This window comes from Vibrio sp. 3-2(1) (assembly GCF_963887575.1).
In the GTDB taxonomy this organism is placed as follows: domain Bacteria; phylum Pseudomonadota; class Gammaproteobacteria; order Enterobacterales; family Vibrionaceae; genus Vibrio; species Vibrio anguillarum.
On sequence record NZ_CAWPGB010000022.1, the window covers coordinates 379,083 to 404,921 of the forward strand.

The following is a 25,839-nucleotide window of genomic DNA, read 5'->3' on the forward strand; positions in this document are numbered from 1 at the left end:
ATCATTAAAAAGAACCGCCAGCGGTGCTGGTGGTTCACTAAGCGTAAGTTATAGAAGGCATGATGTTATGCCTAAGAGGTCGTTATTATGAATCACGTTACGAGCAACGCTGTGCAAGCGCCATCGGGTCGACGTTTTTTTTCTCACCTGAGTTTGAAAGCGCTTACACCGTACGGGTTTCTATTGCCGTTTTTGATTATTTTTTCTGTTTTTGGAGTTTTTCCTCTCCTGTTTTCTGTTTATCTCTCTTTTCATGCGTGGAACCCCGTCGAAGGGGTTGCCGCCATGAATTATGTGGGATTTGATAACTACCAAGTTGCATTGACCGACCCTTGGTTGTGGCGTTCATTAAGCAATACATTGTGGTTGGCGATAACCTCGGGCGTCGCTCAACATTTAGTGGCTATTCCAGTGGCCTATATTTTGGTTTCATTGGGCGATCGGCTGCGTCATTGGCTAACATCCGCTTATTTTTTGCCATTCATTACCTCAACGGTGGCGGCGTCGCTCATCTTCTTCAATATGTATTCACCCAATTCGGGCATCATCAACCAAAGCTTAATGGCTTTAGCTGATAGCAGTGTCTTTGGCTGGGCATTTTCTTGGCTTAATGAGTATCAGCCTATCCGTTGGTTAGATGATGCCAACATGATCAAACCCTCGATTGCCATCATGGTTTTTTGGAAATACACCGGTTTTAACATCGTGTTGTACACCACAGGTTTAATGACCATTCCCAAAGAAATTTTAGAGGCCGCGCGGATGGATGGCGCTAACGCTTTTCGCCGTTTTTGGAATATCTCACTGCCGATGATTCGCCCTTTCGTTTTCTTTGCCGTCACCATGACCATCATTGGCAACTTACAACTGTTTGAAGAACCGTTTGTATTAACGCGCGGCACCGGAGGCGTAGGCCAAGCGGGCTTAACCATCTCAATGTATCTCTACAAAGTGGGTTGGGAGTGGCTAGAGATGGGCACGGCATCCGCTATTTCTTGGCTGCTGTTTGCGCTGATTGCAACTTGTACTGCGATTCAGTTTTTCTTCTTTGGTAAAAAAGGGTTGGGGGAGTAATAGCATGTCAATCCACGCTTTAAAACTCAGTGATCGCAGCATTGAACTCATCACTAAAGTAATGATGGCGCTACTGGCGGTTGTATTGATTGTCTCGGCGTTGATCACTGTTTTCCCATTTTTGTGGTCGGCGCTGCTGTCAACGCGCGATCGTACGGAAATCTTCGGTTCAGGCATCAGCTTTGCCATTGGGGATAGCTTAGCCATTAACTATACAAAGCTGTTGCAGATTATGCCGTTTTGGCAGGCGATGTTTAACTCTATCTACATTGCCTTTTTAGGCACCACTATCTCACTGTTGTTTTGCAGTATGGGCGGTTACGCATTTGCTGTGTTTCAGTTCAAAGGTAAGAACGCGCTATTTGGCATGTTGGTGGCTTCCATGATGATCCCACCCGTCTTGAGCTTGATCCCCTATTTTATGATCGTGAAATTTCTGGGTTTGATGGATAACCACATGGCAGTTTGGCTGCCGTTTACCACTACTCCGTTCGGGATTTTTCTAATGCGCCAACACGTGATGGCCTCTATTCCTAAAGAGTTATTAGAAGCGGCCAAACTCGATGGCGCGGGAGAGTTTCGTACTTACTGGAGCGTTGTTTTGCCGTTGATGAAACCTGCATTGGCAACACTGGCGATTGTACAGTTTGTCTTTTTCTGGAACAGCTTTATGAACCCGTTAGTGGTGCTCACATCGCCAGAAAACTACGTCATTACTCAGGCGTTACGTAGCGTGCAAGGCATTCCAAATACGCCTTGGGGTGCGGTGATGCTTGGCACCACCATTTCTATATTGCCGTTGGTGACTATCTATCTCTTTGCGTCCAAACAGATGATAAGCGGCTTAACATCCGGTGCAGTAAAAGGCTGATTAGCCTTCAATCCCTCATTTTAGTTACTCATGCTGGCGTAGTTCTGTTTCAAGAAGGCGCAGTGTGAAGGAGAAAAATTATGGCAAAAGTTGAATTTAAGAACATTAAGAAGTCGTTTGGTCATGTGGATGTTGTTAGGCATTTTGATTTCACGGTGAATGATGGTGAGTTTGTGGTATTTCTTGGCCCATCGGGTTGCGGAAAATCAACCACATTACGCATGTTGGCGGGTCTGGAGTCGATTACGGCCGGTGATATTTACGTTGGTGACAAGTGGATGAATAACGTAGATGCCAAAGATAGAGACTTAGCGATGGTGTTCCAAAGTTATGCGCTTTACCCACATATGAGCGTGTATGAAAACATCGCGTTTGCATTGAAGTTAAAAGGCATGCCAAAAACTGAAATCGATAAGGAAGTGCGTAAAGCGGCAAAAATGTTAGAGCTTGACCCGCTCCTTGATCGTAAGCCTAAAGAGTTATCTGGCGGTCAACGCCAACGCGTGGCGATGGGGCGTGCCATGGTGCGTACGCCAAAAGTGTTCTTGTTTGATGAGCCACTGTCTAACTTAGATGCCAAACTTCGTGGTGTGATGCGCGAAGAGATCAAGCAGTTACATCGTCAGCTTAAAACTACCACTATTTATGTTACGCATGATCAAATTGAGGCCATGACGCTCGCTGATCGCATTGTGATCCTCAAAGATGGCTATGTTGCGCAAGTCGGTACGCCAACAGAGGTGTTTCAACGCCCGGCGAACAAATTTGTGGCGCAGTTTATTGGTAACCCTTCGATGAACATGCTTGATGCACAACTTATCCAGCAAGATGGCGAATGGCTTATCCAACTGGGTGACATCTTTATTCCGCTTCCCGAGCGATTTAAAGCTCATGCGTCTAAAAACCTCGCACTGCATGTCGGTATTCGCCCCACCGACATTCACTTACGCGCAGAACAAGTTAACCATGAACGTGTATTGCCAATTGCCGTCACGCTCAAAGATAAAGAGTTGCTCGGTGCGAGTATTTTGTTGAAAACCCATGTTGCAGGCCAGCCTTTGATGGTGGAAACCCAAGCGGCAGAGGTAGAGGTGACGAAGGTTACACTCTATCTCGACCTAGATGCGATTCATATTTTTGATGCGCTGAGTGAAAACTCATTGGCCAGTTTTTAATGGTGAACAAGACGATGACAATAATAAAGCAAGCCCCTTATTTCGACGTTTGGCCCAAAATAGAATCAGCAATCAAAGCTGACCCTGAAATTGAACAGCAAGTAGCAAGAATCGTAGGGTTGATGACCTTAGAAGAAAAAATTGGCCAGATTATCCAACCAGAAATCCGCGATATTACGCCGCAAGAAATCATCGATTATAAGATTGGTACGGTACTCAATGGTGGTGGCTCTTGGCCAAACAGCAATAAACATGCACCAGCCAGTGAATGGGTAGCGAAAGCCGATGAATACTGGTTTGCCGCAGAAAAAGCTTATCAAGGTCGCCCATTTCATATTCCGTTTATGTGGGGGACTGACGCAGTACACGGCCACAATAACGTCTTTGGCGCAACCGTATTTCCGCACAATATTGGGTTGGGGTGCGCGCGCAATCCCGCGTTAATTCGCAAAATTGGCCGTATTACCGCGCTGGAAATCGCCGCGACGGGTATTGATTGGACCTTTGCACCAACCGTAGCCACCCCTCGTGATTTGCGTTGGGGGCGCTGCTATGAAGGTTACTCTGAAGACCCTGAAGTGACTTATGTTTATGCCAGCGAAATGGTCGCAGGTTTGCAAGGTGATGCCATTGACTTACAAGGTGAGCATCATGTGATCTCAAACGTCAAACATTGGGTGGGCGATGGCGGCACAGTGAATGGTGTTGATCGCGGCAGCAATACTTACAGTGAAGATCTGCTGCGTAACGTGCATGCCATGGGCTATTTCAGTGGCCTTAATGCTGGTGCGCAAGTTGTGATGTCTTCATTTAATTCGTGGGATAACCAAGCGAACTATGATCACGCGCCGCACATTTCAGGTGATTACAACCTCAAAATTCATGGCAGTAAGTACCTACTCACTGATGTTTTGAAAGATCAAATGGGCTTTGATGGATTAGTTGTAACCGATTGGCATGGTCATTCTGAAGTCAGTAAATGTACCGATGGTAATGCGACTTACGCTATCAATGCGGGTAACGATATTTTAATGATCCCTATTCGTGAGCATTGGCAATCAGCCTATCGTCAGGCGGTGAGCGATGCAAAAAGTGGAGTACTGAGCCAAAGCCGAATTGATGATGCTGTGACGCGTATTTTACGGGTGAAAATGCGCGCGGGTTTATGGAAAAAACCGCATCCTTCAGCGCGAGCTTTGGCTGGTCAGCAGTCACTGATTGGTTGCTCTGAACATCGTGCTATCGCTCGCCAAGCCGTGCAGCAATCGATGGTACTGTTGAAAAATAACAAGGGTATTTTACCGCTCAAACGTGGGTGCAAGGTTGTGTTAACGGGCAGCGGTGCCAATGATTTGCAAAAGCAAGCGGGCGGGTGGAACCTCACTTGGCAAGGGGATGAAAATAACTTAGCCGATTTCCCCGGAGCCACCACAGTGAAAATGGCGTTAGAAGCAGAATTGGGCATAGATAATGTTTGCTACGATCCAGAATTAACAGGTGATTGGCAAGCGGGTGATATTGCGGTTGTGGTGTTTGGTGAAGATCCTTATTCTGAAATGATGGGTGACATTAAAGCGTGGCAATCTTTGGAGTTTTCAACCTTGAAACGTCGCTACCGATCAGATAGCGAAAAAATCAAAGCATTTCATAAGCGCGGCGTAAAAGTGGTATCGATTTTCTTTAGCGGTCGTCCACTGTTTGTCAATGAAGAAATATCCTTGTCTGATGCTTTTGTTGCGGCATTTTTACCCGGCAGCGAAGGACGTGGCATTACTGATGTTTTAGTGGCTAAAGAGAATGGTGAAGTTAATATCGACTTCTCTGGTACCTTGTCATTCAGTTGGCCCAATAAAAAGCGCAGCACCTGTGTGAACCGTATTCCTCCTCATATTCCCAATTATGTCGTGCCTGAATGTGAGCAGTCTCCTGTTGGGGAACATGCACCTTTATTTGAATACGGTTATGGGCTTAATTACGCTGAAAAAAAACAAACTCGAGATTTGGATAACCTTGATCTAGATATCGACTCAGAAGAAGCAAAATGGCAAGCAACACGTGCAGAGCATCTGTATGGAATTATGGCGACGATAGGCGATTATCAACTTAAAGTGTCGGATGCTGAACATTGGATGGGCGTGGATGTCTCACGCAACAACGTGATGAAACTCGGTGCTGTCCGAACTAAGCCGTATAACTACCAGCAGCAGCAAGACGCCGTTGAGGTAGAAATTCTGGGGGGTGGAGCAATGGTTTATGCGCAAACGGGGCTAGGGCAAGCGGAAGATTTCAGCCATTACGATAATGCGCATGGTGTGGTCAGTTTTGAGATTAAAGTGCTCAGAGCGGCAACAGAACCTGTTTATTTGGCACTGCAACGCGCCGTTGTTCCTGGATGTTTGGGGGATATTGATAACGTGGTTAAAGTGGACGTCAGCCACTACTTTTCCACCATCAATGATAGCTTTACGCGCGTGAACATTGCTTGTTCACATTTCTCAGAGCAGGGATTAAGTTTTACTCATCTCGACACGCCCTTCTCATTATTTACTAATGGTGAGTGTCAATTTGTGATCGCCAATATATGTTGGGATACACAGTAAAAAGAAACGATAGACTCCTTCTCCGTGTGGAGAAGGAGTGCTTCTAAAGGGCCAAACATCGCCATGAGAAAATCAAAGAAAGCACCCACTGTTTATGATGTCGCTAAGCTTGCCGAAGTTTCGGCAAGCACTGTCTCTCGTTTTTTGAATCGCACAACTTACGTATCGGATGAAAAAAGCCAAAATATTGAACGTGCAATTAAAACCCTTGGCTACAAACCTAGTTACCCAACCAGTCATCTAGGCAATAAGCGTTCGATGACTATTGGTGTATTAGTGCAGCACGCAGAGAGCCCTCACACCAGTCGAATTCTGAATGACATGGAGAAGGTATTAATGACCCAAGGGTATTCACTGGTGATTGCCACAGGTCAGTGGCAGAAAAACTTGGAAGCACATGCACTGGAGTATCTTGCAAGAAGCAATGTCGATGGAATGATCATAGTGACAGGCAGTTTAAAAAGCGATCAAATCCTCAAATATGCTCAATCGATTCCCATCATTGCTGTCGGCCACCAAATTGTTAGTAATAATGTACGTTGCATTAATGTGGACAATGTACTCGGCGGTTATATTGCCACCTTGCACCTATTGCAATTAGGGCACGTGAACATTGCTCATATAAAAGGGCTCGCTAATCAGCCTGATTCAACCGCCCGTTTCACTGGCTACCAAAAAGCGCTTCGTGAAGCGGGAATTAAGCCTATGCCTAAACTCATTAAACAAGGTGACTTTAGCTCTGAATGTGGGTATGAAAAGACGGTTGAACTGTTGCAGTCTAAAGTCCATTTCTCGGCGATTTTTGCTGCTAATGATCAAACGGCTTATGGTGCCATTAAGGCGTTAACTGATCACGGTGTGCGAGTGCCAGATGATGTTTCAGTGATTGGTTTTGATGACTTACCTGTCTCTCAGTATTTCACTCCGGCCCTAACGACATTGCGCCAACCAATTGAAGAGATCGGTGCGGTGTGTGCGCATTCCATTCTCAACTTGCTCAGTGGTGAGAGGCACGATGCTAGGTTACCCCCTATCGATTTAATTGTGCGAGAGTCCACAAAGTCTATCTACCGTTAATAAAAAGCCCTCGTTAGAGGGCTAGTAGGACATGAAATTATAACCGTCGGAATTGGCGAACTAATGTGCCTTGAGAGCTAAGGTTTACCACTAAATCCTCACATTCATCTCGTGTATCACTGGCCAAAATATTGGTCGCCACACAGACATCACTGATCGATTGAACGCTTGAATTCATATCTTCAGTCACGCGTGCCATCTCTTCTACGGCGGTGGCAATTTGTTCATTTCTATCCGTAATATCAATCACTTGTGTAAGTAGCATATTGAGTTTATCGCCAGAGACATTAGCACTATTAACACATAATTTAGATAACTGTGCGCCTTCATGCATCGCATCGACAGCTTGGTGGGTACTGGTTTGAATCAGCGCAATGACATTTTGGATCTCTTTAGTGGACTCATGGCTGCGTTGTGCCAAGGTGCGAACTTCGTCGGCGACGACCGCAAATCCACGGCCTTGCTCGCCAGCCCGAGCAGCTTCAATAGCGGCGTTAAGTGCAAGCAGGTTGGTTTGCTCAGCGACAGATTGGATCACAATTAACACTTGGCCAATGGTTTTTCCGTGGTCTGCCAACTGTGTGACAACCGATGAGGCGCTGTCTAGTTGTGTTGCGAGCTGTTGCATTGCATTCAATGTATCTTTTACCGAATCCATACCTTCTTCGGCGGCCAATTTTGCTTTCTCTGTTGCGTCTGATGCACTTTGCGCATTTTGTGCAATTTCATTCGCGGTAGAGTGCATTTCATTGATCGCGGCGGCAACTTGTTCGGTTTCTCGTGTTTGACCTTCTAAATTGGTCGCAGTTGTTTTGCAGTTTTTTGAAGATGAATTGGCCGCTTCACCAATTTGTTGGTTTGAATCTTGAATGCGTCCCACCACAGCATTGAGTTCGGATTGGCGCATTTTTAACGCAAGTTTGATTTCAGAAATGTCATCAATATGGTTGTTATACACCAATTCCATTAGTGGGTTGTTAAACACTTTGCGAGCTTCGGCACTGAGCGATTCTAAGCGGCGAGTCAAACTATAACCTGCAACCATGGACAGTAATAACATCAATACTAAGCCTATTCCCGGAAGAAGAGTATCAGCCACAAAACTGATGCCTGCAATGGGGACTAAGGAGATGGCCAAACGTTGCCACAGGCGAGTCCGAGGCAGCTTTAACTGCCTGGGTGTTTTGCCTGCTTTAAGCTGCGCGTAGATTTTTTCTGCGTTGGTGATGTGTTCTCGACTTGGACACAAACGTACCGACTGAAACTCAACCGTTTTGCCATTTTCGACTATCGGAGAAGCAAACGCATCAACCCAATAATGATCGCCATTTTTACATCTATTTTTGACGATACCCATCCAAGATTGGCCGCGTTTTAAATGCTCCCACATATCTTTAAACGCTTCTGCTGGCATGTCTGGGTGACGAACTAGGTTGTGAGGCTGGTTGATAAGCTCTTCTAATGAGTAGCCCGCCACTTCACAAAACTCTTTACTGGCATAAGTGATATGGCTGCTTGGTTTAGTGACCGATAATAAGTTATAGCTAGGTGGAAACTTGACTTCTTTTTGTGTGACAGGTTGGTTGGTACGCATGATTACCTCGAATTAAATAAGTTAAAAACAAATTAAGCCAAGTTTCTCTAGCGTTAAATGAGGGTGTTATTTATTATTTTTGTTTCCACTGTTATAGATTCGAATCGCTAAGAACGCAATAGAATTAACCAATATAGAATACCTAATTGGTATCATTACTTTTGATATGGATATATGGCAGATTTATAACGTAAATATAACTTACGGCTTGACCTTACGAGTAAGCTTGCCACAATGTGCGCATGCAATAACTGTAGGGAAAACAGTATGATATTTTATTCTTTTGGGCGGCTAAAACCCATCTCGTTACTCTTAACCTCTTTACTTTCATCAACCTCTTTCGCTGCTATCAGTGACGCGCCTGTGGTTGGTGGGCTGTTCAATTCGGCGCAAATATTGAAAAATCAAATGGCGTCGTCTTTAAGCTATTCAACGCGCTTTGCCCGTGATTCGACCTTATTTACCATCGCCGGGGTAACACTCGATAGCTATATCCTTATGTTGCCTTTAGATGCAAAAACAAAAGCTCGCGTTATTGCACAAATTTCTAACCCAACTTACGCCATCCCGCTGGGCTATTTTTTATATCAATATTATGATCGTTATACGGGGTTAGAAAATGATGATGTATTTAAACAGTATTTAAGTACTGTTTATGACGCAAAGGTTTTAAAGGGATTCGAGCATAGCCTCTACCATTATGGGGAAGAGGTGGTGAGTGAACAAAAAGAAAATATTAAAGATCAAGGGCATCATGAAGGGATTAAAGTGGATGCCCAATTTATTGCGGCCATGGTGACTGTGTATGATGCCTTGGTTGAAATTGGTGAGTGGCAACAGCTTGAGAGATTGCCGGATCACTATCAATATCTGACGTCAAGTGAACCCGATCGATTACTGATTAATAAAATCCAACCGATAGTGATCCAAATTATTAGTCAGGCTGCTAATGGGATGGATGAAGGAGAGATGAAGCAAGCCCTTTTTGGGGTATTAGAAGATGCAAAGCCAGAAAATACAGCACGTGTGAACAACAAAGCAGAGGCAATCACGGTTACTTTGATTGATTTTGTGCGTATGAACGTATTAAAAGGCTACCGTCAATTTGTCTATCAGCAAGAGCGTGAACAAGCACTAAATTCCTGGTTACAAAAAGCACTTGATGATGATCCTCAAGCATTGGTTGCGTTTCTCCGCTCTCAGCAACAACGTCGTATGGCAGTGCAGATCACCGTGGATGGTTTGCAACAAGGGCTGATCGAAGGTTTGGTTGATCCAAGTAAGCCATTTATCCGCAAAGCTCACCAAGATCACAACAATCGATTGAGCACTAAGCCTTCTTCAATGGAGGTGGTTCAACCCGAACATCAGCAGCAAGTACGTTTCATGCAGATATTGGCTGAGCAGCCTTATCACGATCCACATTACTTGCCGTTTTTTAAACGCTTGTATCGTGATCATCGCGCTTCTATTACTCAAGTGGGCATTTCATCAACACCAACGATCAGTGTGCGTAATTTACCGATCATAAAAACAGGAGCGAAGGTGTCCGGCCAAGGTGGTACTGGCATACCCAATTTCCACTTTGTTGATCGCCCAACCGACCGTGCTTATTACTTTTTTGGTAATGATGCACTGCAGCTTGATCGCTTACTGGTTAAAAACCAAGTACAAACGATGTTTGATCGCCTTGCTTACCTCAACACCCTCAACTGCAATGCGCAATACGATTGGAATGCTCACACCACTTATGATGGTTTAGTGAATTTAGGGGCGGGTGAGGCATTACGTGATTTTGGTGAAAAGCGGTGTGTGCGTGAGCTGAAAGAGCGCGCGATTGTCGAACGTGAACTCCAACAGTTGCGAACGACATTAGTTGAAGAGGTCACGCGCTATCAGCAGATAAGCAAGTGGGATTTTTATACTCGCTGGACTCGCCATCAAGTACTTGCTCACCAGTTGAAACAACTTGCACAAAAAGAACGGAAAGGAATGCCCGACTATACGCTGATTTATAATCCATGGCCGGATCATTTTGCTCATTTTAGCGGCCCATTCAGCGATGAAGTCATCATGCCAACTGGGGAACTAAACCGCCTCGATTACTGGCTAGCGCAAATAGAAGCAACCTATCAAGACGCTGGAGTATATGACCGCACGTTATGGGGCATGGCTGGCGATCATGGTTTAGCTCCTGTTTATTTCTCCCTCAACCCAGAAAAACAGATCTTTGAGCCGCTAGCGTCGCAACTGGGAATAAAACTCAAGGTGAAGAAAATCTCATCGGATGAGGGAGAAGGGCCAAAAATGACGAATGCGATTAACGCGCCGTCAAACAAAGGGATTGATGTGGTCGTCGCTTCCACTGCGGGTGGAAATTTTATGATGGATTTCTTTAATGCAGAAGCTGGATGGGAAGTTCAACCGGTTTATCAAGAGCTGATCCGTTGGCAACCGATCCATTCTAAGCCAGGGCAGCAGGTTGATGTGATCGATGAAACCGTAGCGCGACTTGCTGAAAGCCTAGATTATTTAGTCGTGAGAGAAAAACCATGTGATTTAACGGACTGTTCTGTACGGTTGATTGGCGAGCGGCAAGGTAAACGAGTGGATGAATGGATTGAAAAAAAGGGTGATAAACTGCGCTATTTTGCTAAATCGGAACAGCCATTGCTGCTTAGCGTTCAGCAGCTAAATGCTTATTTGTCGCCTCCTTCATCTGACGAGCTAGAACATTATGCACAACTCGTCGAACGTTGCGTTTATCACGCTAAAGCGAATCAACCTGAGACGTGGTGCTCAAGTGCGCAGTGGCGAGAGTTAACACGTTTTACGTCCCGTCCAGATTCGGTTAATCAGCTCGCTGCTATTTATGAAGACGACCGTGCGGGCACCATTAACCTATTTCCTAAAGAGGGCGTTGGCTTTAATACTAAAGTTCCGGGGCGTCATGCGGGTGAAAGCTATCTAGAAAAAGATGCTTTTATCGGTTTTTGGGGGAGTCCAATTGGCAATCAAGCCACGCCGCTCGGTTCAGTCGAAAATGGCTCACTTGCGCCCACTCTTTATCACTATTTAACGGGAGACGAAGTTAAAGTTGGTGAAGATGGTTGGGGTTACCCATCGGTTCTTAAACAGCTGGATATTCGCTAGCGAGACTTAACCGTTATGACTGCCAATGAAATAAGTGAGCGTTATGCTCTATTGAGTGAAGAACGTTCGCTTGTTTCATTGGCTTCGATTGCAGCCTTAAGTGGCAGGTTGATCAGCACGTTTAAACTTCAAACGATTTTTCACATCTCGGCTGCTCAGAATACGTTGGCTGTGATCAATATCGAGCTTGGATTTTGCTAAGCGATCATACAGCAGCACATTGACGCTCGCGGCCAAATTCATGCAACCAATTGTTGGGATGTATACAACCTCGCTGGCTTGGTTGACTATCTCTTGTGGAATAGAACCATCTTCAGGGCCAAACACATACAGCGCTTTTTCCGGGTGTATAAACTCGGGCAGTGGTGTGGCTCCTTCTGCCAGTTCAACACAGACGATTTTCATCTCACTTGGCAAGTCCTGCGTGATCTCTACCATCGCGGTGAGCGGGATTTTACTTTGAATGTTTTTTGTGTCGGTTTGAAATTTCACTGCGCGATCATAACGCTCACCACTGTAGCGAACCGCGCATGCTTGGTAGCAACCTGCCGCGCGCATCACACCACCTACGTTGGTTGGGCTTTTAGGGTTACACAAACCAATGATCACTGACATTTCACGTTCCACAAAAAATCCTCTCACAATTTGGGGCGGGCAGTATAACGCTAAAATTTGCCTTGAAAGAAAAAATATCGATAAATCGTTCAATAGTTTTTATATTTTTCGTGACCTTTCTTGGAGTACTCAAACTGTCGTATTTCTTACATCAATATTTCATAGGGGGATGGCTTAATTTATTTTTTCACAGTTAAAGGATGAAAACGTGAAGATTATTAATAAAGTCATGCTATTTGGGTTGTCTCTTGCTGCTCATGTGGTATTGGCGGACACCGATATTTATTTAACCAATAACTCTGCGCTGCCAATGTCTATTGCCGTGAAACAGACCGGATCTGATCAGTTGCAACAAGGCAGTGAATGGCAGCAACACAGTGAAACGTTAGGCCCGTGGGAAACTAAAATGGTGCTCAGCTTTAACCGTTGGCAAGGGGTGAAATCTGGCAAAACGTACCAATTTGAAACCATGGTGACTTTACCGCAAGGGCAGGTTTTCTCTTTACAGCAGAAGATGGAAGGTCATTGGTATAACTCAAGCATTGAGCATGGGGTACAAGCACGAGATGTCCCTCTTCAGTGGCAAAATGATCGTGCGGTTCACCGTTATTACTCAACGCAGTTGATTGAACGTCCAACCGAGTTTGCGTTTAAATCCGTCAGCACCACTCGTTACGACGATATTTATTACACCATTACGCCAACGAATACAGAAGAAACACCCGACGCTGAGACCTTAAAAGTGATGACCTATAACGTTTGGGCGTTACCTGTGATTGCTTCAAATATTGCCGAGCGTTTTGCTATCATCCCTCAGCATATCAAAGGATATGATGCCGTAATGCTGCAAGAAGTGTTTGCTGCGGGGCGTGATGCCTTTCTTCGAGAGCTGGCAAAAGAGTATCCGTACCAAACGAAGATGCTCGATAAGTCTGGGGTGAATATCCATGACGGCGGAGTGATGATCGTCAGCCGCTACCCAATTGTTAACCAAGGACAATATGTCTTCCCTGATTGCTCGGGAACTGACTGTTTTGCTGATAAAGGGGTGAATTATGCTGAAATTATCAAAAATGGTCAGGCTTATCATCTGTTTGCAACGCATACTGCCTCGTTTGATACCGATACCGCTCGCGATTATCGCCAACGTCAGTTCAGACAGATGCGCAGTTTTGCGCAATCGTTCTCTATTCCCAGCACAGAAACGGTGATTTATGGCGGTGATTTTAACGTGAATAAACGTAAATTTGCCGATGACTATCAAAACATGCTCGCGAATCTTGCGTCAACCGAACCTAGCTACGCAGGCTATACCGAATCAACGTTTGATCCGCGTATCAATGATTTTGCAGGAGAAGCCTTATCCGGTGGTGAAAACGTGGAGTACCTCGATTATGTGGTGGTAAGCCAAGAGTTTGCACAACCAAGCGAACAACAAAACCGCAATACTGTGCTGGTGCCAAGAACCACGGACGAGCGTTTATGGCAGCATTACAATTTATCGGATCACTTTCCGGTTAAAGCTGAGATCCGCTAGATGCGTTGGGTTAGGTTATTGATCTGCGTTGCCTTAGTCGGCAGCGCAAGTTATTGGTGGGTGAAGAGGGATGAGTTTCCCACTATCCAAACACCCCCCAATAGAATTGAGGTTGCATTGCCGGGCACGGTGCGTTTGCCAGAGCAAAGTAGCGTTGCTTTGCTGGCTAATCGCGATCATCAAACCCATGAAGAGTGGACACTCGTTGGTGAAACGCTGCAAACAGAAATAGGCAAAGCGCTGAGAGAGAGAATAGAGCAGTTTTGGCAACAGTGTCGTCAGCAAAATGTGTGCGCTGCGCGGCTACAACAATTACAAACGCAGTTGCCCCATGAACGCTATGAGCTGGTTGCACTCTATTGGCAAAAACAGGCGCAACGTGACGCGTTGCTTGGAATGGAACTCATCAGTCAGGATACGGAATTAGGTGACAAAATGGCTTATGTAAAATCGATTGATCAACAAGTATGGGGGCGACAAGCGGATATCTTGTTTGCTGATCAGTACGCTTATGATGATTTTGTACAGCAACCCAATGACTACGAAGGCATTGCTTCCGTAGAAGAGGCGTTGCAGAGCATTGAACAGCGGCTTACACAGCATCAATATCAATGGGATACCTTTTCATTAAACACAGGTAATGCACGCTATGAACAAGCGATTCGGCTGATCCCTCAACATTTATCGTTAGAACAGCGCTTAGAAGTACAACAAGGTTTAGCCGAACTTTACTTAAATGAACATGAGCGCAGTGAGGTGGCCCATCGCCAAATCGAGCAACAAGCGCAGGCTGCTCAAGTCATTGACTACCAGCAAGCGTTAGCGCAGTTAGAAAAAACGCTCTCAAGCCAGAGAAAGACAGCCTATGCCACCCTTTCGACAGAAGAGTGGGTGCGCTATGCGGCAAAGCAGCGTTATGAGTTTAGAAAAGCATTTTTTGCTCGTTAGGATGAATAAGATAACTACAGCGCTCTTTATTCACTCGCCATGAACCGTTAAACTCACCAGCAAATAACTGACTTGGATTGATCATGGCAACCTTATCTCTACAAGAGCAAATGCTAAAAGCGGGTTTAGTTAACGCCAAAAAACTCAGCAAAGCGAAAAAGAGCTCTAAAAAATCGCGCGTGCAAGCACGTGAAGTGAAAGCGGCAGTAGAAGCGAATAAAGTCGAGCAACAAGAGCGCGACAAGGCACTGAATAAACAGCAAAAAGAGCAGTTGTTGAGCAAAGAAATTCGTGCTCAAGTAAAACAACTGATTGAGATGAATAAGCTGGATCTAAAACACGGTGAAATCAAATACAACTTTGTTGATGGTAAGTTGGTGAAGTCACTTTATGTCGATTCATTGGTTCGTGATCAACTGAGTAAAGGAATCCTGGCTATCGCGCGTTATGAAGATGGCTATGCTGTCATCCCGGGTGTAGTAGCGGATAAAATCTTCATGCGTGATGAAGAGAGCATTATCGAAAATAAAACTGCCGATGAATCTCTACCTGCTGAAGATGATCCGTACGCGGATTTCGTAGTCCCTGATGATTTGATGTGGTAATTCCTTCCGGCTCTCCTTCTCAACGGAGGAGGGCTCTCGTTCTCCCTTCCTACCTCTACTTTCCACTTAGCCTATTTCCCCAATGGTTTCGGTACTAACTGATAGACAGAGTTTGTTGAAAATATTTGATAATCAAACTAAATTTAAATCAAATATTTTGATTATCAAACTAAGTGAGTGGGATTTTGCAGTTTACTACCGAGCATCGTCATAACTTTATCGCTAGCGCAGACCAAAATGAGAAACGCACGTTTTACGTTCTTTTGCTCACGCTTGTCACCATGGTAGCGGAGATCATTTCTGGTACTATTTTCGGTTCGATGGCTTTACTTGCCGATGGTTGGCATATGGGTACTCATGCGGCTGCTTTCTGCATTACGCTGTTTGCTTACCGTTATGCTAGAAAGCATGCACACAGTGAGAAGTTCTCATTTGGTACAGGTAAAGTGAGTGTGTTGGGAGGCTACACCAGTGCGATTGCATTAGGTATTGTGGCGTTGCTGATGGTGGTGGAATCGGTTCATCGTTTATTCAATCCCGAAGCGATTCAATTTAATGAAGCGATTATTGTCGCCATCATTGGCTTGCTGGTGAATTTAGTGAGCATGCTATTGTTGCATGATAACCATCACCACCATCATGGTGACCATGACCATGACCATGACCATGACCATGACCATCACGATCACAATTTACGAGCTGCCTATTTGCATGTTCTTGCCGATGCCTTGACTTCTCTTTTGGCGATTGTGGCGCTCTTGTTTGGAAAATATTATGGCTGGAATTGGTTAGATTCTGTTGTAGGCATCGTCGGCGCTGCCGTGATTGCTAAGTGGACAATAGGCCTTATCAAGCAGACTAGCCCTATTTTATTAGATGAAAGCATCGAGCAACCCTATCGACGTTTAATTGAAGAAGAGCTAGCCGCATTTGCGGTGATTAAAGATCTCCATATTTGGAAAATCAGTGGTCATCACTACTCAGCTGCGATTATCTTAGAATCTCATGTTGATAAAACCGTTGCAGAATATAAACAAATATTGGCGAAGTTTGATAAAATCCACCACCTTACCCTTGAAGTTCACCCGATGGCATGATGAGTAATATCGAAAAACTGAATCAACAATTAACGGAATTTTACGACAAGATGTCCTCATGGGAGCAATCTGTGGTGCGAGACACCGGCTACTCTCTGGCGCAGATCCACACCATCGAGGTGTTAGGTATTCATGGCGCGCTGAGAATGAAAGAGTTAGCGCAAAAGCTCGGCATCACAACTGGTACGCTCACCGTTCAAATAGAGAAGTTAGTGAATGCTAAGTTGATTGAACGCGGCGCGCACCCAGATGACAGAAGATCGATTGTCGTGACTTTAACCGCGGAAGGTCAGAAAATTCATCGCCAGCATAATCAGTTGCATGTGGAGTTAGTGAAAGATCTGACGAGATACTTGGATGCAAACGAAGAAACAGTATTACTCAACAGCCTACTAAAAATGAACCAAGAGTTTTAAACTATGACCAACCACTTGCGACTTGCAAGTGGTTGGTCAGCTAATTTTCTGTTTTATTCTACCTGTAATGTTACATCAGAAAAATTCGAGTATGCATCGATCATGATATGCAGATCCTCAGCATTTGGCTCTGCTAAGCATTGCTCATTACTTCCTGATTGGTAAGGCCGACAATCAAAGACTCTTTTGGTCGGTGGATTGCCTGAAAGGGTATAGAGATCGGCATCGCCTTGCCCAGAGGTTATCGAAATTTTCACCGCTGTTTGGCGTTCTGATGCAGGTAAAATGAATCGTTTTTGTTGGCCTTTGCTCAAGGTGATGCCAGTAATGCTTTGCCCACGTTGGATGACGCCATCTTGCGGAGGTGGAGTGCCTCCTTTTTTCCCTACGGGCAACTGGTTATCAAAAAATGGTGCAACCTGAGGCCAGATTTTGCTGATTTTGACCCCTTGGTTTTCACATCCCCCAAAGTGGTGTAGTGCAATGACTTTATGGCTCTCAGAGGCCAATACAGGTGAACCAGAAGAGCCGCCAATAGTGTCACAAAAATACCCTGTGTCGGTATTGGCACCGCGACCATTGGTAGAGGCTATATCAATTTGGCACATGCCAGAGCCATTTTGATCGCTTTCTATCGCCAACTCTTTGGGGTTACCAGCGCCGTGTTGTGGAATATAAATACCCGTGCCGTAGCTGGGCTCTGAATTGTCTAAGCCTAAGTAACTAAATTGTCCTAGCTGCTCGAAATTAGCCACCGTGAATAATGTGTAGTCCAAGGTATAATCGGTGCTTAATAACTGATCGCCCATGACTTTTACTGTGGTATCCAAGCTACCGCCGCAAGTTGTGCGTTGGTAATTAAACCATACTTCAGTATTTTTTAGTTCAGAGGCTGTTGATACACAGTGGTTATTGGTGATCATGTGATTATTGGGCCCGACACGCCAAGCTGTGCATAAACTACGGCCATCAATCAGTAGCCTTGCTACGGCGCTACTCCACGCCACTTTTTCAGGGTGTGAGTCGCTCCAACAAGCAACATCTTTTCTTTCATTGATGCCACAGGTTGAAAACAACCCAGAATTATCAGCGGCTAGGTTCGGTTGTGGTAACGTGGCACTTTCATTCCCTGCCATAAAATAGTCAATTGAGATCTGTGCTTGGTCAGGATGTTCACCGGTTTTCCACTCCACGATAACGCTATCCCCATTAATCGAGCGGGCAAATAAAGGCCCGTTCTCTGAACTGTCGTAGGTGATACTTTCATTGCTGTGTGGAGAGCGTAGTGTGACGCTTCCCCCTTTGCTGAGTTGAAACTTATCAAAGTGGACCTTAATAAAGCTGGCTCCCGGCGAATGGATTGGATAGTGAGTGGTTAGAGATTGATGGGTTGTTAAAGAATGCGGATGGATTACTTTATCCGCAATGGTGGGGAGTGATTCTTTTTCTATTGAAGCAGTCGCTGGAGTAGAACTCAACACCACTGCTGCTATTAAGCCAAGTAGACGTATTGATAATTGCATTTTGATCTCCTCTATGTGGCAATAAATGCCTCATAAAGCATATGAGCCTATGAGAGTATTGGCTCAAAAATAGTCTCGATATGTGTGTAAACTTAATTGTGCGTAATATTATCAATAGCAGTCCTCTCCAGTAGTCTCTCGATGATGGTAGAGGAATGGGGTCAACAAAAAGTATCACTGTTCAATCTTTAAAGCGTTAAAATGATACTTTTTGTCGGATGTTGGATGGGTGATGCTGCTAGACTTGTTCATGAACTTATTCATAGGAGAAAACAATGAACTCGACGATTTTTAGCTCGGCCATCGTCACCACGACGTTAACCACCAGCTTATTATTTACAGGGATGGCAAACGCTCTGCAACTCAGCAGCCGTGATATCCAAGAAGGCCACCCGATGGCAAAAACCTTTGAATTTTCAGGCTGGGGTTGTGCTGGGGAGAATCTTTCGCCGCACTTAATTTGGACTGATGCACCACAAGGAACCAAAAGTTTTGCTATTACGGCTTTTGATCCAGATGCTCCGACAGGAAGTGGCTTTTGGCATTGGATTGCGCTGGATATTCCAGCGACAGTGAGTGAGCTAGCACGTGGGGTTGAAGTCAAAAAGCTCGGTGCAATAGAAACACGTATCGATTATGGCAGCGTTGGTTTTGGTGGTGCTTGTCCGCCAGAAGGGCACGGAATGCACCGTTACCAGTTTACGGTATGGGCTCTCCCGACGGAAAAACTCAATTTGGCGGCCGATGTATCACCTGCGGTGGTTGGTTTTACCCTCAATAGTTTGGCGTTAGAAAAAGCGACGCTGACCGCAACCTATACACGCTAATTCATGGGGGAGTGATGAATCACCAATACCAAGTCACCACCTTTCGAGCCGCTCAGCAACAAAGGCTGAGAAATGTGAGGATTCACTCTCCAAGCTTGATTCAGATCCAATCTGGCAGTAAAAAACTGTTTCATAAAGAAGAGGCCACTAATCTATCGAGCACTTCGTTATTGTTGTGTGAGGCCTCAGCTTCGCTCAGTTTCGAAAATTTACCAGAACACGGTTACTTCTCTTCAAGGCTGTTCAGTTTCACCTACCGCCCGACCGAGGCGATGCTTGCGTTAAGCGCAAATCATGATCGCCCAGTTATGTGGCCTGTGATTTCAACCAGCCCCTCACTGAAAAGTTCGCTCAATGCGCTCGCCTCGTTCGATCTTTCGTTAATCAGCCAAGAAACCCAAGCCTATCTACTGATGGTGTTATACCAACAATTGGCTGAGCAAGGTGTACTGCATTGGCTCTTTGAGAGTAATTCTCTACCCTTTGAGCAGAAGCTGAGAAACTACCTCGCCCAGTCACCAGAAGAAGAACATCCACTTGAGCGGGTAGCAACGCACTTTGCCATGAGCCGCGCGACCTTAATTCGACGCTTAAAGCAACATGGCACCCGTTACCGTGAGGTTTTGGCTGAAGTGCGTGTGAATCACGCGCTGAACTTAATGCAAAGTGGCCAACGAAATATAGCGATATTGGCGCAGTGTTGCGGCTACCAATCGGAACAGCGATTTAATCAACGTTTTCGCAGTCAGTTTGGTTTAAGCCCCAAAGCGTATTTACACACTCTTGGTATGCGAGGTAAAGGTACGCCAGATAAAGAGACAAAAAAACAGCCCATTTTATCCAATGAGCTATTTTAAGATTGAGGGTAGATCAAAGCGGTTTAGACACTTCATCAACCAAATACAAAATGGATTGATATGGAATGCCGCTGTGGTGCGACAGGCCAATTTCACAGGTACGGCTATTACTGAATCCGCGTTCGCAGTGAGCAGGGACTTGCTCTTTGAGCGGATGAACGGCCGCCGCATTCAGTTCTGGCGTGGTAAAGCCTTTATCGCCCGCCCAGCCGCAGCATTGAATATGCTCTGGCACAATCACTGTGCTGACGCAGGTTTGGGTCAATTTGAGCATCTCGGCTTCTAACCCCATTTTGCGCGCACTGCAGGTGATATGCAGCATCACAGTTTCTTCTTTGACTTTGATAGCTAAAGAATCCAGCAGATACTTATTGACAAAACCGACGGGTTCTAAGATCTCCAGTGGTTTGGTAAATTGTTCAATACTGCGTTTTGCACACGGGCTGGTATCCATCAATACCGGATATCGCCCTTGTTGGCTAGCTTGCCATAACGCGGCTTCTAACTGCTGCGCTTTTGACTGCGCAAGCTCATTCATTCCCTTGCTGTCATAGGGCATGCCACAACATTGGCTGTTGAGCTCATTAGGTAGAATCACCTCATATCCTGCTTTGTTAAGCAGCGATAAGGTCACTTCGGTTAATGGCCGCTGATCGCCCGCGCTGTTCTGCTGGCCCATATTTCGGCTCGCACAAGAGGGCAGATAGACAACTTTTTTCTCACGGCGCGGCAGGTTTTCTACTGCAATGGCTAAGTTCTGATGATTGGCTTGCGGCAGTTGTGGATACCAAATAGGCGTTTTGCCTTTGCTGAGTTTACGCAAGCCGTTGGTTGCGCCGCCGACTAACTTCTCGCCCAGCCATTTGCTAGCCAATTGGTTGGCACTGAGGCCGATTTTAGCCACGGCTGTGGTGGCGGCAAAGTGATCCGCTGTCCATGTAGCAATGGGGATGAATTTTTGGTATTTCGCGGTGCGCAGCTTTTTCACTAAATCGCCAGTGTTGATGCCAACAGGGCAGCGCTCAGCGCATAAGCCAGTTGCGGCGCAGGTGTCTAATCCTTGGTATTCAAAGACTTTTTCAAGCTCAGAAGCTTCTACCGTTTCACCTTGAGCGCGTCGACGTTGCAGTTCGCGGTACAAGACGATTCGTTGACGGGGCGAGAGTGATAGTGTGCGAGACGGACAAACAGGTTCGCAAAACCCGCATTCGATGCAGCGATCGACCAAGGCATCAGCTGCTGGCATTGGCTTTAGGTTAGCTAAGTGGGAACGCGGATCATCGTTGATTATAACGCCGGGGTTGAGCAAGCCTTGTGGGTCAAACAGGGTTTTGATTTGTTGCATTAAGGTGTAACCGTCTTTGCCCCATTCCAATTCCACATACGGTGCCATGTTACGGCCCGTGCCGTGCTCGGCTTTGAGTGAGCCTTGATATTTCACGGCCACCAGCTCGGCCACTTCATCCATAAATGCGCCGTAGCGGTCGATCTCACTTTGGCTATCAAAGCCTTGTGTAAAGACAAAATGCAAGTTGCCTTCTAGAGCGTGGCCGAAGATGATGGCTTCGTGATAGTGGTAGTGATCAAACAGAGCCTGCAAGTCGCGCACACCATTGGCAAGGCTTTCTACCGGAAACGCCACATCTTCAATGATGACGGTTGTCCCCACTTCGCGCACCGCGCCCACGGCAGGGAACATCCCTTTGCGAATGCCCCATAAGGTTGCCACCGTCTTGGCATCGGAGGTGAATGGTACGGATTCGATGATCTGGTAATCGCTTAGTGCTGCCATCACGGCGCTGCATTGCGAATGAAGGGCCGCGTGATCGCTGGCGTGAGACTCAATTAGCAGCGCAGCGGCTTCTAGATCCAATTGCGCAATAAATGCGGGCATGCCGGCTTTGTCAGCGACAGAGCGCATCGCGCGTCCATCCATCATTTCGACTGCCGCAACTGGGGTTTTGGACAGCGTCGTAACTGCTTGGCTAGCCTGTTCAATATCGGCAAAGACAAGCAGCGCTGAGGCTTTGTGCGCGTGCTCAATGACGGTGTTGTAGGTGATGTCGGCAATAAAACCGAGTGTGCCTTCCGACCCAATCATCAAATGTTCAATGATTTCAATCGGATCAGAGTAATCAACGAGAGCATTTAGGGCATAGCCAGTGGTGTTTTTTAGGCGATATTTGTGGTGAATAAGCTTTGATAGTGTGTGATTTTTCGCCGTTTGTGCATGAAGTTGAGCAATACCTTCAATCAATTCGGGTTTAGCGATTTTGAATGCAGCGATGCTTTCCGGGTTTGCGGTGTCGAGCACGGAACCGTCTGCGAAGACGATCTTCATACTATCGACAGTACGGTAAGAATTTTGCGCGGTGCCGCAGCACATACCACTGGCGTTATTGGCGGCGATTCCACCAATTTTGCAGGTGTTGATTGAGGCTGGATCTGGGCCGATTTTGCGTTGAAAAGGGGCAAGGTATTTGTTGGCATCAGCTCCGATGACCCCCGGTTGTAGGGTGATTTTTTTGCCCTCATCGTGAATGCGATGGCCGCGCCAGTCATCGGTTAAGGCGATCAAGACTGAATCAGAAACTGCCTGACCAGATAAACTGGTTCCAGCGGCGCGAAACGTGCAGTGAACGCCAAGCTCGCGGCAGCTTTTAATGGCAAAAATGACCTCATCAAGGCTTTGTAAGCGCAGCACAATTTTCGGCACCAAGCGATAGAAACTGGCATCAGTGCCATAAGCAAGGCGTTTTGCTTGCTGCGTGATGATGCGCTCAGGGTCGATGCGTGTAGCGAGTTGCGTTTCCAGTTGACGATAGGTGGCGTCTGAAAGAGTGCTGGCCATCATTGTTTCCCATTTTAAATTGAGGTTGTGGATAGGTTAACGTGCGGCTACCGTTGGTTTGTCATCATGAGATTAAAGTTTGACTAACGAGTCTCGTGACAAATCAGTAATGGTTTTCGCTCCGGTTAAGGTCATGGCAACGCGCATCTCTTTTTCATATAAATCGAGCAAATTTTCAACGCCGCTTTGACCTTGCGCCGCCAATGCATAAACAAACGAGCGACCCAGCAGCGTGCAGTCCGCGCCCAGCGCCAGCATGCGCACCACATCAAGCCCAGTGCGAATTCCAGAATCGACCAGAATTTTCAGGTCGCCCTTCACCGCATCAGCAATCGCAGGTAAGGCTTTGGCGGTTGACAACACTCCATCAAGCTGGCGACCACCGTGGTTGGATACGATAATGCCATCAGCGCCAAAGCGCACCGCGTCTTTGGCATCTTCTGTATCTAGAATGCCTTTAATGATCATCGGGCCGTCCCAAAAGTCGCGGATCCACTCTAAATCTTTCCATGAAATGGAAGGATCAAAATTCTCACCAAGCCAACCAATGTAGTCTTCCAATTTAGTCGGCGTGCCACGGTAGGCAGAAATATTGCCTAAATCGTGTGGTTTACCGAGCAAGCCAACATCCCACGCCCAGCTTGGGTGTTTCATCGCTTGAAATACTCGGCGCATCGCCGCATTAGGGCCGCTCATGCCAGAATGCATATCGCGGTAACGCGCGCCGGGAACGGGCATATCCACGGTAAACACGAGGTTTTTTACCCCCGCGGCTTTGGCGCGCTCCAACACATTTTTCATAAAGCCGCGATCTTTAAGCACGTAGAGTTGAAACCAAATTGGTCGAGCCAGCGCCGATGATACTTCTTCGATCGGACAAACCGATACGGTGGACAGTGTAAAAGGAATGCCTTTATTTTCAGCCGCGCGCGCCGCTTGCACTTCGCCGCGCCGCGCGTACATACCAGTTAAGCCAACAGGGGCAAGGGCAATCGGCATTGCAAGCTGTTCGCCAAACAGTTGTGTTTCTAAACTGAGCTCTGACATGTCATTAAGCACGCGTTGGCGCAGTGCGATGTCAGCTAAATCCGCGGTATTGCGTGTGAGCGTGTGCTCACCGTATGAGCCACCATCAATATAATGAAACAGAAAAGGAGGCAATTTCGCTTTCGCGGCAGCGCGATAGTCGGTGGAGGCTGAAATAATCATAGATTGAATCCTAATTTGTACAGAGCCGCCGCCTAGCGAGCTCTGCATTTATTACACAAGATTAATGGTTATAAAAACCAAGTTGATACCAAATCACATCACCAAACTTAGGGTTGCTGGGTCATTAGTACATCGGTCATATTAAAGCCGTAAATCACCACTAAACCGATAAGGCCAGTCATCACAAGGTAGTAGAAAGTCGGGATAATGGTTTTGCGCAGCGTGGCTCCTTCACGGCCCAATAAACCGACCGTTGCTGATGCCGCGACGACGTTGTGAATCGCAATCATATTGCCCGCCGCTGCGCCAACAGCTTGTAGCGCAATGATCATCACACTGGAAATAGAGAGTGTTTGCGCCACTTCAAACTGGAACTGACTGAACATCATGTTCGACACCGTATTTGAGCCTGCGATGAACGCCCCAAGTGCGCCAACGGTGGCACTTAATGCGGGGAAGGCATCACCGACTAAACCCGCGGCAAAATTGGCGGTAGTGACAGGCATGCTCGCAAGCTCTGCGCCATTGACGCCAGAGTTAATAAAAATGCGCACCATAGGGATAGTGAATACCAACACAAAACCCGCGCCGATCAGCGTTTTGCTTGATTCACCGAATGCTTTGATGAGCGGTGTGGCACTGCGTGACTGCAATATTACTGCCAGTAACGCAACAAAAACCAAGATGCCACCGGGAAGATAAAGCGGTTGAATGGCCGTGCTGATGCCCGTTTCAGCCAGAATGTTGTTAAAGGATAGGCTCACTCCAGCCAGCAGTGACTTAAATTCGCTGCTCACACGGCTTGCCACAAGGATAACCGCAAGCAGAACATAGGGAGTCCAAGCCAATGCAAGGCCCATCGGTTTAGCTTTGATCTCTTCAATATCAATTTTTAATGAGCCTAACCACTCTGCGGGCCACGATTTTTCTTCTGGAAAATCCCATTGTGATTTTGGTACTAAAAAGCCTTTTTTCGCGGCCGTGACAACCAGTGCCAAGCTGATCAAGCCACCGATTAATGAGGGAAATTCTGGGCCAAGAAAGACGCCCGTTAGCGCGTAAGGCACAGTAAAAGCCAAGCCAGAGAAAATCGCAAAAGGCAAAATATCTAACCCTTCGGTCCAGCTTTTGTTTTTACCGAAAAAGCGCGTCAACATCATCGCCATTAATACTGGCATCAATGTACCGACTATCGCATGGGTGATGGCGACACTAGCGGTGATTTGCTGTAAATACACATCCCAACTTGAACCGTTGCTGATCAGCGTTTCGGTGATGTTGTGCGTATCTAACCCCTTGTTTACCCCGACAATAATCGGCGTACCCACTGCGCCGAAAGAGACAGGAGTGGATTGGATCATCATCCCCATCAATACGGCAGCCAACGCAGGAAAACCAATCGCAACCAGCAACGGAGCCGCGATAGCCGCCGGTGTACCAAAACCAGAAGCGCCTTCAATAAAAGAGCCAAAACACCACGCAATGATGATGGCTTGCACACGGCGATCAGCCGAAACATCCGTAAAACCGTTACGAATGGTGGTGATAGCACCAGTGTGTTTTAAGGTGTTGAGTAGGAAGATTGCGCCAAACACAATCCAGAGCACGGAAATCGTGATACCGAACCCTTGCAAAACAGAAGCGAGCACGCGGTTTGCCGACATATCCCAAAATGTGAGGGCGATGGCCACAGTTAATGCAAAGGCCACAGGCATCGCCTTTTTCGCAGGCCAGTTGAGCCCGACTAAAAGAATCGCTGCCGCCACAATGGGGGAGAAGGCCACTAGTGCCAGTAAGGTTTCGTTCATTG

General features: G+C 46.4%; 19 protein-coding genes. 13 read left to right on the top strand and 6 right to left on the bottom strand.

From position 1 onward, the window contains the following. Nucleotides 1-87 precede the first annotated feature (87 nt). The 5 genes from AACQ79_RS09840 to AACQ79_RS09860 all read left to right on the top strand — a co-directional run bounded on the left by AACQ79_RS09840 (nucleotide 88) and on the right by AACQ79_RS09860 (nucleotide 6,797). Nucleotides 88-1,074, top strand: a complete 987-nt coding sequence (locus tag AACQ79_RS09840; RefSeq protein ID WP_013868154.1) for a carbohydrate ABC transporter permease — start codon at nucleotides 88-90, stop codon at nucleotides 1,072-1,074. 4 nt (nucleotides 1,075-1,078) lie between these two features. Further along, a complete protein-coding gene (locus tag AACQ79_RS09845) occupies nucleotides 1,079-1,945 on the top strand; it encodes a carbohydrate ABC transporter permease (RefSeq protein WP_170899015.1) in 867 nt (288 codons plus the stop codon). An 80-nt stretch (nucleotides 1,946-2,025) separates the two neighbouring features. Beyond that, nucleotides 2,026-3,120 carry an ABC transporter ATP-binding protein gene (locus tag AACQ79_RS09850; RefSeq protein ID WP_013868152.1) on the top strand — a complete coding sequence of 365 codons (1,095 nt, stop codon included), beginning with the start codon at nucleotides 2,026-2,028 and terminating at the stop codon, nucleotides 3,118-3,120. Next, nucleotides 3,120-5,720: a glycoside hydrolase family 3 protein gene (locus AACQ79_RS09855; protein WP_170899016.1), complete on the top strand. Its 2,601-nt coding sequence runs from the start codon at nucleotides 3,120-3,122 to the stop codon at nucleotides 5,718-5,720. Before AACQ79_RS09850 ends, AACQ79_RS09855 begins: the two co-directional genes overlap by 1 nt. 63 nt (nucleotides 5,721-5,783) lie before the next feature. Then, nucleotides 5,784-6,797 (top strand): LacI family DNA-binding transcriptional regulator, encoded by a 1,014-nt coding sequence (locus tag AACQ79_RS09860; protein ID WP_026027775.1) that lies wholly within the window; start codon nucleotides 5,784-5,786, stop codon nucleotides 6,795-6,797. Between the two features lie 37 nt (nucleotides 6,798-6,834). On the opposite strand, the gene AACQ79_RS09865 is transcribed toward AACQ79_RS09860, so the two are convergent. Further along, nucleotides 6,835-8,391, bottom strand: a complete 1,557-nt coding sequence (locus AACQ79_RS09865) for a methyl-accepting chemotaxis protein (RefSeq protein ID WP_170899017.1) — start codon at nucleotides 8,389-8,391, stop codon at nucleotides 6,835-6,837. A 234-nt stretch (nucleotides 8,392-8,625) separates the two neighbouring features. Here AACQ79_RS09865 and AACQ79_RS09870 point away from each other — a divergent pair, with 234 nt between their 5' ends. Further along, nucleotides 8,626-11,544 (top strand): alkaline phosphatase family protein, encoded by a 2,919-nt coding sequence (locus AACQ79_RS09870; RefSeq protein WP_170899018.1) that lies wholly within the window; start codon nucleotides 8,626-8,628, stop codon nucleotides 11,542-11,544. Nucleotides 11,545-11,640: 96 nt separating this feature from the next. Here AACQ79_RS09870 and AACQ79_RS09875 read toward each other — a convergent pair whose 3' ends face one another. Then, nucleotides 11,641-12,171: an RNA methyltransferase gene (locus tag AACQ79_RS09875; RefSeq protein WP_370685849.1), complete on the bottom strand. Its 531-nt coding sequence runs from the start codon at nucleotides 12,169-12,171 to the stop codon at nucleotides 11,641-11,643. A gap of 196 nt (nucleotides 12,172-12,367) precedes the next feature. Here AACQ79_RS09875 and AACQ79_RS09880 point away from each other — a divergent pair, with 196 nt between their 5' ends. The 5 genes from AACQ79_RS09880 to AACQ79_RS09900 all read left to right on the top strand — a co-directional run bounded on the left by AACQ79_RS09880 (nucleotide 12,368) and on the right by AACQ79_RS09900 (nucleotide 16,762). Continuing rightward, nucleotides 12,368-13,696 (top strand): endonuclease/exonuclease/phosphatase family protein, encoded by a 1,329-nt coding sequence (locus AACQ79_RS09880; RefSeq protein WP_170899019.1) that lies wholly within the window; start codon nucleotides 12,368-12,370, stop codon nucleotides 13,694-13,696. Continuing rightward, on the top strand, nucleotides 13,697-14,644 hold the full coding sequence (locus tag AACQ79_RS09885) for a hypothetical protein (protein ID WP_249339191.1): 948 nt from the start codon (nucleotides 13,697-13,699) through the stop codon (nucleotides 14,642-14,644). Nucleotides 14,645-14,727: 83 nt separating this feature from the next. Next, nucleotides 14,728-15,249 (top strand): DUF2058 domain-containing protein, encoded by a 522-nt coding sequence (locus tag AACQ79_RS09890; protein ID WP_026027777.1) that lies wholly within the window; start codon nucleotides 14,728-14,730, stop codon nucleotides 15,247-15,249. A gap of 185 nt (nucleotides 15,250-15,434) precedes the next feature. Beyond that, nucleotides 15,435-16,346 (top strand): CDF family Co(II)/Ni(II) efflux transporter DmeF, encoded by a 912-nt coding sequence (gene dmeF / locus AACQ79_RS09895; RefSeq protein WP_170899020.1) that lies wholly within the window; start codon nucleotides 15,435-15,437, stop codon nucleotides 16,344-16,346. Next, the gene (locus AACQ79_RS09900) at nucleotides 16,346-16,762 is read left to right on the top strand and encodes a MarR family winged helix-turn-helix transcriptional regulator (RefSeq protein ID WP_017042082.1); all 417 of its coding nucleotides are present in this window, start codon (nucleotides 16,346-16,348) and stop codon (nucleotides 16,760-16,762) included. The genes dmeF and AACQ79_RS09900 overlap by 1 nt, the downstream gene beginning before the upstream one ends. 53 nt (nucleotides 16,763-16,815) lie before the next feature. On the opposite strand, the gene AACQ79_RS09905 is transcribed toward AACQ79_RS09900, so the two are convergent. After that, entirely contained in the window at nucleotides 16,816-18,285 is a 1,470-nt protein-coding gene (locus AACQ79_RS09905) for a trypsin-like peptidase domain-containing protein (protein ID WP_170899021.1), read from the bottom strand. 275 nt (nucleotides 18,286-18,560) lie between these two features. Here AACQ79_RS09905 and AACQ79_RS09910 point away from each other — a divergent pair, with 275 nt between their 5' ends. Further along, entirely contained in the window at nucleotides 18,561-19,112 is a 552-nt protein-coding gene (locus AACQ79_RS09910; RefSeq protein WP_013868139.1) for a YbhB/YbcL family Raf kinase inhibitor-like protein, read from the top strand. A gap of 14 nt (nucleotides 19,113-19,126) precedes the next feature. Further along, complete coding sequence (locus AACQ79_RS09915; RefSeq protein ID WP_212756370.1) at nucleotides 19,127-19,969, top strand: helix-turn-helix transcriptional regulator; 843 nt, start codon at nucleotides 19,127-19,129, stop codon at nucleotides 19,967-19,969. 13 nt (nucleotides 19,970-19,982) lie between these two features. Here AACQ79_RS09915 and AACQ79_RS09920 read toward each other — a convergent pair whose 3' ends face one another. The 3 genes from AACQ79_RS09920 to AACQ79_RS09930 form a co-directional block, all read right to left on the bottom strand. Next, entirely contained in the window at nucleotides 19,983-22,823 is a 2,841-nt protein-coding gene (locus AACQ79_RS09920; protein WP_445285855.1) for an FAD-binding and (Fe-S)-binding domain-containing protein, read from the bottom strand. Between the two features lie 69 nt (nucleotides 22,824-22,892). Further along, on the bottom strand, nucleotides 22,893-24,029 hold the full coding sequence (lldD, locus tag AACQ79_RS09925; RefSeq protein WP_047687773.1) for an FMN-dependent L-lactate dehydrogenase LldD: 1,137 nt from the start codon (nucleotides 24,027-24,029) through the stop codon (nucleotides 22,893-22,895). Between the two features lie 107 nt (nucleotides 24,030-24,136). Further along, on the bottom strand, nucleotides 24,137-25,837 hold the full coding sequence (locus AACQ79_RS09930; protein WP_170899022.1) for an L-lactate permease: 1,701 nt from the start codon (nucleotides 25,835-25,837) through the stop codon (nucleotides 24,137-24,139). Nucleotides 25,838-25,839 lie beyond the last annotated feature (2 nt).